The sequence below is a fragment of the Pseudonocardia acidicola genome (assembly GCF_012911935.1).
GTDB lineage: Bacteria > Actinomycetota > Actinomycetes > Mycobacteriales > Pseudonocardiaceae > Pseudonocardia > Pseudonocardia acidicola.
This window is the reverse complement of sequence record NZ_JAAXLA010000115.1, coordinates 1-14481: the sequence shown is the minus strand read 5'-3', so window position 1 is coordinate 14481 and position 14481 is coordinate 1. Positions and strand designations below refer to the sequence as shown.

16 protein-coding genes and 1 pseudogene are annotated in these 14481 nt (G+C 72.3%); 6 read left to right on the top strand and 11 right to left on the bottom strand.

From position 1 onward, the window contains the following. Both HF526_RS32745 and HF526_RS32740 read left to right on the top strand, forming a co-directional pair. Positions 1 to 185, top strand: a 185-nt coding sequence (locus HF526_RS32745; protein WP_211178145.1) for an acetamidase/formamidase family protein, incomplete at its 5' end; no start/stop codon positions are given. A 198-nt stretch (positions 186 to 383) separates the two neighbouring features. Then, positions 384 to 1193: an MOSC domain-containing protein gene (locus tag HF526_RS32740; protein WP_169385534.1), complete on the top strand. Its 810-nt coding sequence runs from the start codon at positions 384 to 386 to the stop codon at positions 1191 to 1193. Positions 1194 to 1269: 76 nt separating this feature from the next. Here HF526_RS32740 and HF526_RS32735 read toward each other — a convergent pair whose 3' ends face one another. Continuing rightward, positions 1270 to 2922: an FAD-binding dehydrogenase gene (locus HF526_RS32735; protein ID WP_169385536.1), complete on the bottom strand. Its 1653-nt coding sequence runs from the start codon at positions 2920 to 2922 to the stop codon at positions 1270 to 1272. A gap of 156 nt (positions 2923 to 3078) precedes the next feature. Here HF526_RS32735 and HF526_RS32730 point away from each other — a divergent pair. Next, a pseudogene (locus HF526_RS32730) lies at positions 3079 to 3330 on the top strand (DIP1984 family protein); the annotation flags it as partial. Positions 3331 to 3547: 217 nt separating this feature from the next. Beyond that, positions 3548 to 3751, top strand: coding sequence for a hypothetical protein (locus HF526_RS32725; RefSeq protein WP_169385532.1), 204 nt, complete (start codon positions 3548 to 3550; stop codon positions 3749 to 3751). Between the two features lie 200 nt (positions 3752 to 3951). Here HF526_RS32725 and HF526_RS32720 read toward each other — a convergent pair whose 3' ends face one another. The 10 genes from HF526_RS32720 to HF526_RS32675 form a co-directional block, all read right to left on the bottom strand. Then, positions 3952 to 4359 carry a nitrile hydratase accessory protein gene (locus tag HF526_RS32720; protein ID WP_169385531.1) on the bottom strand — a complete coding sequence of 136 codons (408 nt, stop codon included), beginning with the start codon at positions 4357 to 4359 and terminating at the stop codon, positions 3952 to 3954. Further along, complete coding sequence (gene nthA, locus HF526_RS32715) at positions 4359 to 4955, bottom strand: nitrile hydratase subunit alpha (protein WP_169385530.1); 597 nt, start codon at positions 4953 to 4955, stop codon at positions 4359 to 4361. Before nthA ends, HF526_RS32720 begins: the two co-directional genes overlap by 1 nt. Beyond that, complete coding sequence (gene nthB / locus HF526_RS32710) at positions 4952 to 5653, bottom strand: nitrile hydratase subunit beta (protein WP_169385529.1); 702 nt, start codon at positions 5651 to 5653, stop codon at positions 4952 to 4954. The genes nthA and nthB overlap by 4 nt, the downstream gene beginning before the upstream one ends. Continuing rightward, positions 5650 to 7197 carry an amidase gene (locus tag HF526_RS32705; protein WP_169385528.1) on the bottom strand — a complete coding sequence of 516 codons (1548 nt, stop codon included), beginning with the start codon at positions 7195 to 7197 and terminating at the stop codon, positions 5650 to 5652. The genes nthB and HF526_RS32705 overlap by 4 nt, the downstream gene beginning before the upstream one ends. Positions 7198 to 7285: 88 nt before the next feature. Continuing rightward, a complete protein-coding gene (locus HF526_RS32700; protein WP_169385527.1) occupies positions 7286 to 8722 on the bottom strand; it encodes a substrate-binding protein in 1437 nt (478 codons plus the stop codon). Beyond that, positions 8722 to 9069, bottom strand: a complete 348-nt coding sequence (locus tag HF526_RS32695; RefSeq protein WP_169385526.1) for a metalloregulator ArsR/SmtB family transcription factor — start codon at positions 9067 to 9069, stop codon at positions 8722 to 8724. Before HF526_RS32695 ends, HF526_RS32700 begins: the two co-directional genes overlap by 1 nt. Positions 9070 to 9187: 118 nt before the next feature. Then, on the bottom strand, positions 9188 to 9574 hold the full coding sequence (locus HF526_RS32690; protein ID WP_169385525.1) for a DUF6401 family natural product biosynthesis protein: 387 nt from the start codon (positions 9572 to 9574) through the stop codon (positions 9188 to 9190). 90 nt (positions 9575 to 9664) lie between these two features. Next, positions 9665 to 10957: a VOC family protein gene (locus tag HF526_RS32685; RefSeq protein ID WP_169385524.1), complete on the bottom strand. Its 1293-nt coding sequence runs from the start codon at positions 10955 to 10957 to the stop codon at positions 9665 to 9667. After that, positions 10954 to 11484: a sigma-70 family RNA polymerase sigma factor gene (locus tag HF526_RS32680; RefSeq protein ID WP_169385523.1), complete on the bottom strand. Its 531-nt coding sequence runs from the start codon at positions 11482 to 11484 to the stop codon at positions 10954 to 10956. Before HF526_RS32680 ends, HF526_RS32685 begins: the two co-directional genes overlap by 4 nt. 133 nt (positions 11485 to 11617) lie before the next feature. After that, positions 11618 to 12676 carry an alpha/beta fold hydrolase gene (locus tag HF526_RS32675; protein WP_169385522.1) on the bottom strand — a complete coding sequence of 353 codons (1059 nt, stop codon included), beginning with the start codon at positions 12674 to 12676 and terminating at the stop codon, positions 11618 to 11620. Between the two features lie 44 nt (positions 12677 to 12720). On the opposite strand from HF526_RS32675, the gene HF526_RS32670 reads away from it, so the two are divergent. Together HF526_RS32670 and HF526_RS32665 are read left to right on the top strand one after the other, a co-directional pair. Further along, on the top strand, positions 12721 to 12999 hold the full coding sequence (locus tag HF526_RS32670) for a DUF2277 family protein (protein ID WP_169385521.1): 279 nt from the start codon (positions 12721 to 12723) through the stop codon (positions 12997 to 12999). A gap of 353 nt (positions 13000 to 13352) precedes the next feature. Beyond that, the gene (locus HF526_RS32665) at positions 13353 to 14363 is read left to right on the top strand and encodes an LLM class flavin-dependent oxidoreductase (protein WP_338051914.1); all 1011 of its coding nucleotides are present in this window, start codon (positions 13353 to 13355) and stop codon (positions 14361 to 14363) included. Positions 14364 to 14481 lie beyond the last annotated feature (118 nt).

Sequence of the window (14481 nt, the reverse complement as noted above, 5' to 3'; positions counted from 1 at the left end):
GCCAGGCCTACATGATCCTGGGTGCGGCGCCGATCGAGGGCCGGCTGTCCGGCGTGGTGGACATCCCGAACTCCTGTTCGACGGTGTACATCCCGACCGCGATCTTCGACTTCGACGTCCGCCCGGGGCCGGGCGGACCACACCAGATCGATCCCGGCCAGGGCGTACCGATGGCCCGCGCCTGACGATCCGACGAGGTGGAAGAAGCCAGGAGGGGAGGGCACGAGTGCGTGTCCTCCCCTCCGTCGTGTGTGTCGCGAGCAGTCCAGGGGCAACGCGCACCGCTCCGGCGGGTCACCCGGCACGGACGATGCATCGGCCTCCGCGAGTGCACTTCGGTGGCCTCGCGCCTGCCGACGGACGGACGGGAAGGGGTACATGCGATGACTGACGGAGTTGTCGTCTCGTTGTGGCGCTATCCGGTGAAGTCGATGATGGGCGAGGAACTCAACGCGTCGCACATCACCGACCGCGGTCTGCTCGGTGACCGGGCATTGGCCCTGGTCGACGCCGAGACCGGCAACGTCGTCAGCGCGAAGAACCCGCGGAGGTGGCCGGCGATGTTCGACTTCCGGGCGGCGTTCTCGGCGCCACCCGACCCGGGCGATGCACTGCCGTCGGTGCGGGTCACGCTGCCCGACGGCTCGATGATCGACTCGGACGACCGCGGGTTCGCCGACGTCGTGTCCGCTGCGCTCGGCCGCCCGGTGAGCCTGCTGGCCGCCGCGCCGTCGCAGCCCGTTCTGGAGGAGTACTGGCCCGACATGGCGGAGCTGGCCCAGCAGGAGGTGGTCACCGAGGAGGCCATGCCGGCCGGCACGTTCTTCGACCTCGCCACGGTGCACGTGCTCACCACAGCCACGATCGATCGGCTGCGCGAGCTGTATCCGCGCGGACGTTTCGAGCCCAGGCGATTCCGGCCCAACATCATCGTGCGCCCGACCGAGGGTGGCGCCGAGTTCGTCGAGAGCAAGTGGGTCGGGCGGCGACTGCGGATCGGCGACGACGTCGTGCTGGAGACCACGGACCATTGCCCGCGGTGCGTCATGACGACGCTCCCGCAGGGGGACCTGCCGAAGGACAGCGACATCCTCCGGACAGCCGCCCGGCACAACGACGTCCACGTCGGCGTGTACGCGGAGGTGCGTGAGCCGGGGGTCTTCCGGCGGGGCGACCCCGTGTGCCTCGACTGATCGCGCCATCGGGGGAGGGCCCGTCCCGTGGATCGACGCGCTGGCTGCTCGTCGACTTCTCGGCCTGACTGCGCGCTCAGATCAGCGCGACGGCCACCGCGCGCCCGGTCTGCCGCCCGGAGAACAGGCAGCCGCCGAGGAACGTGCCCTCCAGCGATCGGTAGCCGTGCACCCCGCCGCCACCGAAACCGGCGACCTCGCCGGCCGCGTACAGCCCGCGGACGGGACGGCCGTCGATACCGAGCACCCGCCCGGACAGATCGGTCTGCAGGCCGCCGAGCGTCTTGCGGGTCAGGATGTTGAGCCGCACCGCGATGAGCGGGGCCGCCTTCGGGTCGAGGATCCGGTGCGGGGACGCGACCCGGACGAGCCGGTCGCCGCGGTACCGGCGCGCGCCGCGCAGGGCGATGATCTGCAGATCCTTGGTGAACGGGTTGCCGATCTCGCGGTCGCGAGCGACGATCTGCCGTTCCAGCTCGGCGAGGTCGATCAGCGGCTCGTCGGTCAGCTTGTTCATGCCCGCCACCAGCTCGGCAAGGGTGTCGGCGACGACGAAGTCGGCGCCGTTGCGTGTGAACGCCTGGACGGGCGCCGGCGCGCCGGGCCGGACCCGGCTCAGGACCTGGCGGATGTCCTTGCCGGTGAGGTCCGGGTTCTGCTCGGAGCCCGACAGCGCGAACTCCTTCTCGATGATCTTCTGGGTGAGCACGAACCAGGAGTGGTCGTAACCGGTCTTCGTGATCGTCTCGAGGGTGCCGAGGGTGTCGAAGCCAGGGAAGTTCGGCGCGGGGAGGCGGCGGCCGCGGGCATCGAACCACAGCGACGACGGCCCGGGCAGAATCCGGATGCCGTGCCGTGCCCAGATCGGGTCCCAGTTCTGGATGCCCTCGGTGTAGTGCCACATCCGGTCGCGGTTCACGACCCGGCCGCCGGCCTTCTCGGTGATCGCCAGCATCCTGCCGTCGACGTGTTCGGGGACGCCCGAGATCATCCGCTTCGGCGGGGCGCCGAGCCGGGCCGGCCAGCTGGCCCGCACGAGATCGTGGTCCGCGCCGATCCCACCGGCGGTGACGATCACCGCCTGGGCGCTCAGCGTGAACTCACCGACCGTCTCCCGGGAGCTCGCCGTCCCACGGGTGGCGTCGCTCGGTTCCAGGATCGTGCCGCGGACGCCGTCGACGACGCCGTCGGTCACGCTCAGCTCGTCGACCCGGTGCCGGAACCGCAGCTCGACGAGGCCCCTCGCCACGGCCTCGCGGACGCGGCGCTCGAACGGCTCGACGACGCCCGGCCCGGTGCCCCAGGTGATGTGGAAGCGTGGCACCGAGTTGCCGTGCCCGTCGGCGAGGTAGCCGCCGCGCTCGGCCCAGCCGACGACCGGGAACCACCGCATTCCCAGGCCGTGCAGCCAGGCCCGCTTCTCGCCCGCGGCGAAGTCGACGTAGGCCTGCGCCCATCGGCGGCCCCAGGCGTCCTCGTCGTCCCGGTCGAACCCGGCGCTGCCGAACCAGTCCTGCAGCGCCAGCTCACGGGAGTCCTTGATGCCCATCCGGCGCTGCTCGGGGGAGCCGACCAGGAACAGCCCGCCGAACGACCAGAACGCCTGGCCACCCAGCGATGCCTCGGGCTCCTGGTCCAGCAGGATCACCCGGCGGCCGGCGTCGGCCAGCTCGGCGGTGGCGACGAGGCCGGCCAGGCCACCGCCGACCACGATCACATCGGTGTCCATCCCCACCCCGCCCGTCATCGCGTCGATCGCCGCCGAGCATGCCAGGGGCCGGCGCATCCACAGAAGGCGATTCGGACGATCCCCCATCGGCGACCGGCCCTGCACCCGGCCCGGTGAAATCGCCTCGCCGCTGCGGCGCCGCACGCCGACGCCAAGCGGCGCACCGAGCAGTTGCGCTCGCGCATCGTCGGGAGCGCCCGCTACCAGGAGGGTGAGTCGCCCGCCGAGGACGCCACCGAGCTGCTGCGCGAGGCCGACGAGACGTTCACCGAGCTCGAGTCCTGGATCCGCCGGATCAACCGCACCAACGCCGCGACCCACCTCGGCGCCGACCGGCTGGCACGCCAGCTGCGCGAGCTCGACGTCCGCATCCAGCGGGCGAACTGCGAGGTCGAGCTGCTGGGCTGAGGCCGCGACGGACGCGGGTCAGCCGGTAGCGGGGCGGGAAGCGGGCACACACCGCGGGTCGGCGGTCGATCCGGCCCACGTGCTGGCGCGAGGAGTTCGGGGCCTCCCGCGTCACGATCGGCCGCAGGGAGCGGGGTCTGGGATCGGCACTGTCGGTGCCCGCTGCTTCACTCGTACGCGACGCCCGGCGGGCGGCGAGGTGAGGAGACGACGCAGCATGGGTTTCGTGCACGGGCACCCGCGCCGTGTCGGGTGGGTGGTCTCGCACCACCGTCGGCCCACCACGCCGGACCTGGATCAGCTGCCGCTCGACGTGCCCGATCTGGACGACCCCGGCCGGGGCGGCGCGCCGGACCCGGAGGCCCCCGGGTCCGGCTCCGGCCCGGAGGACGCGGCTACGACGTCGGCATCTCCGCGATGACCGCGTCGATCACCGCCGCGTCCCCACGTTGACCCTGTCGATCCATCGCGTCCCTCCGCTCCGGTGGTTACGCGGCGCGCAACCAACATACGGGGGGATTCCGGGCATCGACACGAATCGGTGACGGACGGGCACGCACCGGCGCACGACATGTGAGGGGCCCGCAGCGCGACCGCGCCACGGGTCCCTCACACCGCCGGCTATCGCGCCGGGTCGATCGCGACCGGTTCCCGGTGCGCCTCGTGGTGGTTGGCGTTGCGCCCAGTGGCGAGGACGGCCTTGGTCCTCTCGTCCAGGGCCGAGTCGGACAGTGCACCGTTACCGGCGAGCATCGTCTCCAGGGCCGTCAGCCAGTGCTCGTAGTAGCTCCAGGGTTCCTGACCGCCCTCGGACTCCCACTTCTTGATGGAGTCGATCAGCGAGAGCTGGAACTCCGACCACTCGTACTGGCCGCTGTGGTATGCCGCGACGGCCATCGCGAACGCCCGCAGCTCCCAGGGCTGTTCGAAGGAACGGTCACCCGCACCGCCACCCGGCAGGTCGCAGACCAGCTGTTCCACCCGGCGCCGGGCGTCGCCCAGCTCGGTGGCGTCGGTACGCACGCCCATCAGGGTGCCTTCACCACGCCGGTGCCGATCATCGAATCGCGGGTGACCAGCGCGGCCAGCGCCTTCTCGTCCAGGCCCTCGGTGCCGGCCGGGCGCTGCGGGAGCACCCAGTACCGCATCTCCGACGACGAGTCCCAGACCCGGATCTCGACCGAGTCCGGGATGTCGAGCCCGAAGTCCTCGCGCAGCATCGCGCGCGGCTCGCGCACGATCCGCGACCGGTAGGCCGGCTCCTTGTACCAGTTCGGGGGCAGCCCGAGTACCGGCCACGGGTAGCACGAGCACAGCGTGCAGGTGATCACGTTGTGGGTGTTCGCAGTGTTTTCCACGACGACCATGTCCTCGCCCTGCAGGCCGCCGATGCCCAGCTCGGCGCACGCCTTGGTGCCGTCGGCGAGCAGCCGCTCCTTGAACTCCGGGTCGGTCCAGGCCTTGGCGACGACCGCGGCGCCCAGCTGCGGGCCGACCTCGTTCTCGTAGATCTCGGCGAGGCGGTCGACCGCCTCGGTGGTCATGATGCCCTTCTCGATCATCAGCGCCTCGAGCGCCTTGACCCGGGCGGCGATCTCCTCCTGGCTGCGGACGGTCGCGCTCACGCGGCGGCTCCTTCGGTCTTCGCGGGGGTGAGGTAGGGCTCCCAGACGTCGAAGTAGACGACGCCGTTCGGCTCGGCGGCTTCCGGGCCCCACAGCTCCTCGTTGGTGAACTTGACGGTGTAGACGTGCTGCGGGTCGTCCCCGCCGCCGTTGCCGGCACTGTCCGGGTAGATGAACGTGCCGTGCGCGTGGGTGATCACGCCTGTCTTGCCTCGGATGTAGCGCGCCTTGCGGGTGTGCCCCTTCGGGCTGTCGTGGGTGACGGTCACCGTGTCGCCGACCTTGTACTGCGCCGGTGCGTCGGACTCGCGGCGGGCCGGGGCGCCGTGCTTGACCGCGGCGTCGACGAACGCCAGCAGATCGGCGTCCTTCTTGTCCGGCAGCGGCTCGTCCGGGTGCTCCAGGTAGTACTGCGTCTTCGCCTCGAGTTCGGCCTCGTCGATCACGCCCGCCTTGGTGGCGTAGTGCTCGGCGGTGTGCAGCCAGTGCTCGTAATACGGCGAGAGCAGATAGACCGCCGGGGGCATCTGCTCGATGCCGTACCGGAACATGTCGACGTTGAACAATCCGGCTCGGAAGCAGGTGGCGAACAGCGCGAACGCCGCCTTCTCCCACTCGGCTCGGAACACCGGTTCGTTCTCCGGGGCGACGACGGGACCGAGCCCGTCGGTCCCTCCCAGATCGTGGACTCCGTTCATGACTGACTCCCCGCTGTCGTGGCCTGCGGCGCCGGGAAGCCCCCGACCGCCTGCTCGAAGGTGTGCGCCACCCGCAACGGGGTGGCGTCGTCGAAGTGCTTCCCGACGATCATCATTCCGACCGGCAGCCCGTCGGAAAGCCCGGCCGGGACCGAGGTGGCCGGGTGCCCGGTCACGTCGAAGGTCGCGGTGTTGGCCAGCATCTCCAGCGCGCGCGGGATGACTTCCTCGCGTGGCGCGTCGGCGGCCGGGATGACGGTGGCGGTGATCGGCACGGTCGGCATGACGAGCACGTCGTACCGGGCGAGCGCGTCGTCGTAGGCCTTGCGCAGGTCGAACGCGAGGTTGCGGGCCATCGCGTAGTGCTTGCCGCGGTAGCGGCCCATCGCGTAGCCGCCGGTCAGCAGCACGAACTGGACGGTCTGGGAGAACTCGTTCGGGTTCTGCCGCCACTGGTTGCCGTAGAACTCGATGAGTTCGGGGTCGTAGAGGCCCTGCCAGTTCATCCCGTAGCCGTTGGCCTCGACCATCTGGGCGGCCGCGCCCTCGGTCGCGATGACGTCCCAGATCTTGGCGCCGTGCAGGTGCCAGGGGATCGAGACGTCCTCGACCGTCAGGCCGGCCTCGCGCAGCTTCTCGGTGGCCGCCCGGACCGTGTCGTCGACGCCCGGCTCGGAGTTGGGGTGGCCGAAGCCCTCGGTGACCACGCCGACCCGCAGGCCCTGCGCCGAGCGGGACAGTGCGCCGACGTAGTCGTCGACCTGCAGGTCGGTGGGCTGGCGCGGGTCGAGCCCGTCACGACCGGCGATCACGCTGAGCATCAGCGCGGCGTCGGACACCGTGCGGGTCATCGGGCCCACGTGGTCGATCGTCTGTTCGATCGGGAACGCGCCGGTGTAGGGGACCAGCCCGTGGGTCGGCTTGTGCCCGACGATGCCGCTGTAGGCCGCGGGCATCCGGATCGAGCCGCCCTGGTCGCCGCCGGTGGCCATGTCCACCACGCCGGACGCGACCAGGGCCGCGCTGCCGCTGGACGAACCGCCGGTGGAGCGGGTCTCGTCCCACGGGTTGCGCACCGGGCCGGTGCGCGAGGTGTGCGAGCCGCCGGAGAAGCAGAGGTCCTCGCACACGGCCTTGCCGGCGATGGTGGCGCCGGCCGCGAGCAGCCGGCTGATGATGGTGGCGTCCCGGGTGGGTGTGAAGCCCTCCAGGGTCTTCGAGCCGTTCATCATCGGCACGCCGGCGACCATCGTGTTGTCCTTCACCGCGATGGTGCGCCCGGCGAGCGGGCCCTCCCCGGTCTCGGTGATGTCGGTGGTGACGTACCAGGCGTTGTACGGGTTGTCCGCGTCGGCGGGCCGGGTCCAGGCCCGTTCCGGGGCCTTCGGGGCGGTCTGCGCGTAGAGCTCCTCGACGACGTCCCAGGAGCCGAGCAGGCCCTGCACGAAGGGCTGGAACGACTTCACGTCCTCATCGGACAGAGTCAGCCCGTAATGCTCGGCGGCTTCGGTGATGGCGCTGGGATCGGGGGGTTGAACGGGCATGCTCGTCTCCTCGCGCTCGTTGTCGTCGCGGAGACCTTAGGAGTAACCCAGGTAACACGTCAACGAGTGTTGGCGCGTTGACAAGCTGTCAACCGGGAAGATCGACCGCCAGGCCGTCCACAGTGGCCTCGGCCAGGAACAGCTGCTGGCTGACCGTCTCCGGGCCGGACACGGTGACGGTGCCGCGGGGGAATCGGAACCGTCCGCCGTACATCTCCCGGGCCACCGCCCGGGGATCGTCCTGGCGGGCCCGGCGGACCGCTGCCGCGTACAGGTGGATGGCCTCGTAGGCAGACTCGGAGATGCTCGACACCGGTGGCGCGAACTGCCCGTAGGCCCGCCGGTAGCGGTCCAGGAACTCGGAGTTCACCTCGCCGGGCAGCGTCTCGAAGTACCCGGCCACGGCCCACATGCCGGCCGCGGCGGCGCCGCCGATCCGCTCGCGGGTCGGTTCGTCCAGGGCGAGCGCCAGGGTCCGGCAGCGCTCCCGGACGCCCATCGCGTGGCACTGCCGCTCGAAGGCCACCAGGTCGGCGCCGACGAACGAGGAGAGCACGACATCGGCGCGGGAGGCGAGGATCGACTCGATCAACGGGCCGAAGCCGCGGCCGCCCAGCGGGGCGAACCCCTCGCCGACCACCGTCCCGTTCTCCTCGGCGACGACCCGGCGGGCGGCGGTGTGCACCACCCGCGGCCAGCAGTAGTCGTTGCCGGCCAGGAACCAGCGGCGCCCGCCCGCGGCGCGCATCAGCGGCCCCGCGGCGGCCCGGAGCTGGCCGTCGGGCCGCTCCCCGAGCTGCACACGCAGCTCACCGCTCATCCCGCCCTCGTTCATCAGCGTGTGCACCAGCAGCACACCGGACCCGCGCAGCTCCTCGGAGGCTCGCGCGAAGGTGGCCGAGGTGGTCGTCGCCATGATCACCCTGCAGCCGGCGTGGACCAGGCGCCACGCCTCGGCGGCTCCGACGCCCGCGTCGGTGGCGTCGTCACCGATCACCAGGCGCACCGGGCGGCCGAGGATGCCGCCGTCGGCGTTGATCTCCTCGATGGCCATCGAGGCCAGGTTCTCCGTCGCGGCGGCGAACACGCTGCCGGAGCCGGACTTGCTGGTCAGCAGGCCGACGGCGTGGTGACCACGGGTGGGCTCGTCGGTCACCCGGAAACCGCGGCGGCGCATCAGCCAGGCCAGCCCGGCGTCGTCGAGGTCCGCGATCAGGCGGACCCGGGTCCCGGCGCCTGTACCGTCGTCGTCGAACAGCAGCCGCAGCCGCCCGCGCCACGGCAGGTCGTGCACGATCTCGATCCGGGACGGCGCGCGCACCGCGGTGATCCGGCCCAGGATCTCCACCGGGGACGCGTCCGGGCCACCCAACGACACGATCAGCGTGACGACCGAACCCACCGCGACCCTGTCGCAGGCGGCGTCGAACACCCATCCGGCGCCCGCCCCGGCTCCGAAGAGCGCGAAGACCTCCGCGGGCGGCGCAGCGATCCGCTGCTCGGCGGATACGGCGAGGCCGACCATCACATGGCTCGGCGGTCCGGTATCTCGGAGGAGTCGGCCCCACGTGTCTCGGCAGCGGCCTTGGCGGCGTCCAGCGAACCCTGGAAGAGTTCCTGGAGCAGCCGGATGACGTCCTGCGCGGGACCCGTCGGGTCGACGGAGTAGTAGCGGAACCGGCCGAGCCGGCGCTCCGAGATCAACCCCGCGGTGCGCAACACCCGCAGGTGGCTGGACACGGCGGTGCGGCCGACGCGGCTGATCCGCTCGGACAGCTCGCCCGCGCTGCACTCCTCCTGCTCGGCGAGGACCGAGAGGATCTCCCGGCGCACCGGATCCGCCAGTGCGTCGAAGGCCAGGTCAGGGGCCACGATCGTTCGTCCTCCCCGCCGCACGACGAGTCATGGTTTGTTGACACGTTCGGCTGTGAGGGTAGACCCCGTCGCGTACCGAGGGTGGATGAGACCGGTCTCGATCGGTGCCGCCGGATCAGGCCGGACCCCGGCGTCCGACGCTGCGGCCCAGGTGACACACGGCGAGCAGGCGCAGGGTGGCCCAGTCGGCGTGCTGCCACTGCCCGGCCTGCGGCGTGCGGACCGCGCCGCCGCCGCGGCACTGCTCCGCCACCAGGCTGCGCGCATAGGCGGCCAGCCGCACGGTTCGGCTGGCCGACCCGGTCAGAGTGGCCGTCGCCCCGCGGCCAGGAGTGGTGTCGCGCAGGAGCTCGCGCACCGCGGCGGCGTGCTGGTCGACGGCTGCGGCCAGGCCGGGCAGCTGGGCTGCGGCGGTCAACCCGCCGTAGCCGAACTGCTCGATCAGGCGCCGCAGCGTACGGCGGGCGGACCACTCGGCCAGGGCGGTGCGCAGCACGGACACGCGGCGAATGGTAGCGCCAGGTTCACTACATCGAGTGACGGCCGGGGGTTGTGGGCGGCGGCCCGGCCCGCCTCGGTGACGTGCGGTTCGTCAGGACAACTGGACGAGGTGGAAGCGGCCGCCCTGGTCGTCGGTGCACCCGGCGAGGGTGCCGTAATCCGCGAACACCGGCTCGGCCGCGGTCCCACCGGCGGCGCGCACGGCCTCGACCGCGGCGGCGATGTCGGCGACGGCGAACACCGGGACCCCGGCCGCCGCCCGCCCACCGGCGATGCCCAGCACCGGGCGGGAGTCGCCGCCGTCGACCCACACGTTCCACGCACCGGCCGCGCGGCCGGGCACGAACCTCCAGCCCAGCACCGTCCCGTAGAACGCGCGGGCCCGCACGGAGTCGGGCACCTCGAGGGTCACGTAGGTGAGCTCGCCGGGCCGGGTGGTGTCCGGCGGCGGACCCGCCCCGGGCGGCGGCGTGAACACCGCGAACGGGAGCCCCTGGTCGTCGACGCAGTTGGCGATCCGGCCGTACGGCTCGTCGACCGGGGCGTCCGCGGTGCCGCCGGCGGCGCGGACCAGCACGACCGCGTCGTCGACGTCGCGCACGGCGTAGCAGAGGAACACGGTCGGGCGCTGCTGCCCACCCCACAGGCCCAGCGGCAACACCCGGTTCGTGATCTGCCGGCCCTGCGGGGCCGAACCCGCCGTCGTCTCCCAGCCGAGCACCGCGGCGTAGAACCGCTCCGCCGCCTCGACGTCGCGGGTCCACAGCGAGGCGTAGCCGATGTCGCCGGGTCGCGGACCGGCCGGACCCGCCGGCGCCGCCCGGGACACCATCCACCGATGTCCCGACGGGTCGATCACGACGCCGCCGCGGCCGTACGGCGAATCGGTGACCGGCCGCTCCAGCCGCGCCCCGCGGGCGACCGCCCGGTCGACGACGCGGTCGGGATCGGCGACCTCCAGCCGCAGCGACTGGGTGACCGGCCCCGCGGTCGGGGCGACCAGCCCCATCTCGGGGAACTCCTCGGCCAGCATCAGCACGCTGCCACCCAGCGCGATCTCGGCGTGTCCGACCCGGCCGTCAGGCATCATGATCGGCTCGCCACGCCGGATCCCGTCGAAGGCGTCGGCGTAGAAGGCGAGCGCGGCGGAGGCGTCGGCGACCACCAGGTACGGGGTCACCGTGTGCAGTGCCGGCGCGGCGGCGGCCTCGGTGGTCGGGGCAGGGGCGTCGGTGGTCAGCATGTCGTCCTCCCACTGGTCGAGCAGGGCACTGGTCGGGTCGAGCACCGCGCGCTCCAGACGGGCGCGCAGGCGTGCGGCGAAGGCCGGATCGGGATCGACGGGCAGGATCGGTTCATGGAGGGCGTCCAGCGGATCGGTCATGCCGGGCCTCCCTCGGTCAGCTCGGTGTAGCTGCGGCGGAACGCGGCCCGGGCGCGGGTGAGCAGGGCCTCGGTGGCGTGCAGGGTGCGCCCGAGTTGGCGGGCGACCTCGCCGACGGGCAGGCCGTCGAGGTAGCGCAAGGTGAGCGCGGCCCGGTTGACCGGGCTCTGCTCGGCGAGCGCCTCCCGGGCGAGCAGGGCGTCGAGCTTCTCGTCCCACGGGTCGTTGTCGGGGGTGGGCGCGCCGTCGAGCGCACGGAGGCCGCGCTCCTCACGCTCCAGCGCCCGCCAGTGGTCGACGAGCTTGTGCCGCGCGATGCCGACCAGCCAGCCCGTACTCGGGGTCGGGGCCGGGCGCCGCCGGCAGGCCTGCACCGCGGCGAGGAACACGTCGGCGGTCAGGTCCTCGGCCAGCGCGCGGCGCCCACAGCGGGACAGCAGGTACCCGTACACCTCGGGCAGCGCCGTGTCGTAGATCGCGAGCAGCGCCGGGCCCGGATCGGGCTCGACCCCTCGGTGGCTGCTCACACCCCTTCATCGTCCGGGACCGGGGAACTCCGGCGGCGGCTGGGGCAGCACCACCCGATCGGAGCAGCTGGGCGGCGCGACTCGCGTGCCGGGAAGTGCCGACTCGCGGTACCGAAAGTGCCGACTCGCGGGGTCAGGGGGTTTTCAGGGAGGTGAGGAAGTCGATGAAGACGGCGAGCCAGCGGTCCCGGGCGTCGAAGATCGGACCGTGGCCGGACCCGGCGAAGATCTCGGTCCGGACGCTGCCACCGGCCTCGACGTAGCGGCCCAGCACGTCGCCGATCTGGCTGACCATCGGCTGCGCGGGGAACGCGTCCGCGCCGGGCCAGCCGGGGACCTCCCCGGCCGCACCCAGGGTGCCGAGATCCCATGCCGACCCGTCGGCGACCACGACGTCGGCGTCGCCGTGCGTCCACATGATCGGCGGCTTCTCCTCGAGGTCGACGATGTCCGCCCAGTTGCAGTACTTGGGGGACAGCGCGTTGAGGATGCCGCGGCTGCCGGGTGCCGTCCCGGGCCAGTTCTCCGAGGCCGTGGCGTCACCGGGATAGCCGTCGTCGCCGGTCAGGGTCTTGAGTACCTCGGCGACCAGCAGGTCCTCGCGGTCGGCCGGTTCGGAGTGCGTCGGCGCCCAGTAGGCGGCCCGCATGATCGACCGGATGCAGAACGGGCTGTCGGCGGAGTCGTCCCCGGCGGCGAGCCGGGCGACGACCTCGGGGTTGGCGGTGCCACCGCCGGAGCCGGCGAAGTCGGCGAAGCACGGCGTGCCGTCGCGGTGCGTGCCGCCGAACCCGTAGGGCGACACCGGGTCGATGAACGTCAGCGACGCGACCGGCCGGTTCATCGCGTACCGGGCGATGGCGGCCCCACCGGTGGACCAGCCGACCAGGTGCGGCGGCTCGGTGATGCCCAGCGCGCACAGCAGCGCATGCGTGTCGTCGGCCCAGTCGGCGAGCCCGCGGGTGGCGTCGAGGGGCACCGGCTCGGTGTCGCCGAACCCGCGCATGTCCGGCGCGATGACCTGGTACGACAGCGGGAGCGCGGGGAGGAGGTGCTCGTAGAAACGCCCGGTCGAGAGGTTGCCGTGCACCATGACGATCGGCGTACCGTCGTCCGGGCCGGACTCGACGTAGTGCATTCGGAGCCGGTCGGTGTCGACCGTCGCGGAACGCACACCGGGCAGAAGCGACATGAGCGCAGATGTTTTCGCCGTCCTCAGGTGGAGGTCAATAGGCCATGTGCCGCAGCATCAAGACCCTCCGGCCGCCCTACACCTCCGACGTGACGGACGACGACGTGCGGGCTGCGGCGCTGCAGTACGTCCGCAAGATCTCCGGGTTCCGGGCACCCGCGGCGCACAACGCCGCGGCGTTCGAGGCTGCGGTGGACGCGGTGGCGGCGGCGACCCGGTCGCTGCTCGACGATCTGGTGGTGCGCGCACGGCCCGGCGCCACGGTCCGCCGCCCCACGCGTAGCCACGTCGTCGAGTGCCACACCAGGGTCGTCGACTCATGATCGAACAGCGGTGGTGTGGTATTCGGCGTCAGGCGCCGGAGATCCGCCGCTCCCGGCTCGGCCGGTGCCTGCATCCCGATGAGGTCAGCCGGCGTACCGCTCCCGTTCGGCCTCGACCCGGCCCAGCCGGCGCAACTGGGCTGCGAGGCGGGCCGCGCGCGGCGTTACCCGCCGCGGGTCGTGATCGCCCGGTCCAGTGAACGGAGCGCGCCGCGCACCGCGTCGAGATCGGGCTGGTGGATGGGGGAAGGCATCCCTGTCAGTGTGCGACCGCGCCGCCGGGTCCGCATGCGACGCAATTCCGACGTCGAGCGGCGTTAGTGTGGCGCTTCCGGCGAGAGCGAGGAGGGCTCGTGAGCACCGAGCGGTTGGGCGTGGCGATCAACGGCGGGAACCTGGCCACGGTTGCGGGCGTGGCGAAGCGGGCCGAGGCCCGCGGGTTCGAGTCGGCATGGACCACCGAGTTCTACGACCGCTCCGCGACGATCTCGCTCGCCGCGATGGCGACGGCCACCTCGACGATCACGCTCGGCAGTGGCATCGCCTACGCCGTGGGCCGCAGCCCACTGGTTCTCGCGGCCGAGGCCGGCGACCTCGACGAGCTCTCCGGCGGCCGGCTGGTGCTCGGCCTGGGCACCGGCACCCGGCGGATGCAGCAGGACTGGCATGGCATCGACGGCGAGTCGCCGGCCCCACGGGTCGAGGAGCTCGTGCCGCTGCTGCGCCGGCTCTGGGCGATGGACTCCAGCGGCGTCGAGCACGAGGGCCGCTTCTACCGGATGGCGCTCAAGCCCACCGCCGAGGTCACCCCCCGCAACCAGATCCCGGTCTACCTGGCCGGGTTCAACGCGCGGATGGTGCAGGCCGCGGGTGCTGTCGGCGACGGGCTGGTCGGACACCCGATCTTCACCCGGCGCTACGTCGAGGAGATCGTCCGGCCCGCGCTCGAGACGGGCGCGAAGCGGACCGGCCGCAACCCGGACGTCCCGATCGCGGGCTTCGTCATCTGCAGCGTCGCCGACGACGGCGACCGGGCCCGTCGCGACGCCGCGGCGCAGATCGCGTTCTACACCGTGGTCCGCACCTACCGCTCGATCGTCGAGCTGGAGGGCTTCGGGGCACAGGTCGCCGCGATCCGCGAAGCCTGGTCGAACCGCGACGCCGACGGCATGGTCGCCGCGGTCACCCCGGACATGCTGGAGCGAATGGCCGTCGCCGGGACGCCGGAGGAGGCGCGCGACCAGCTGCCGAACTTCCACGGCCTCTACGACCGGCTGCTGTGCTACGCGCCCAGCTACGGGCTGACCGCTGCGGAGATCACCGACCGGCTCGACGCGATCATCGAGACCTTCGGCGCGCGCTAGTTGTAGCGACTCACCACGTTGTTGACAGGTCGATCCGGCGTGGCGGCTTGATCGAGGGGAGGGCCTCCGGGCGGAGTGGGTGTGTCTGACGCACCTACTCGAAACCCAGGAGGCCCTC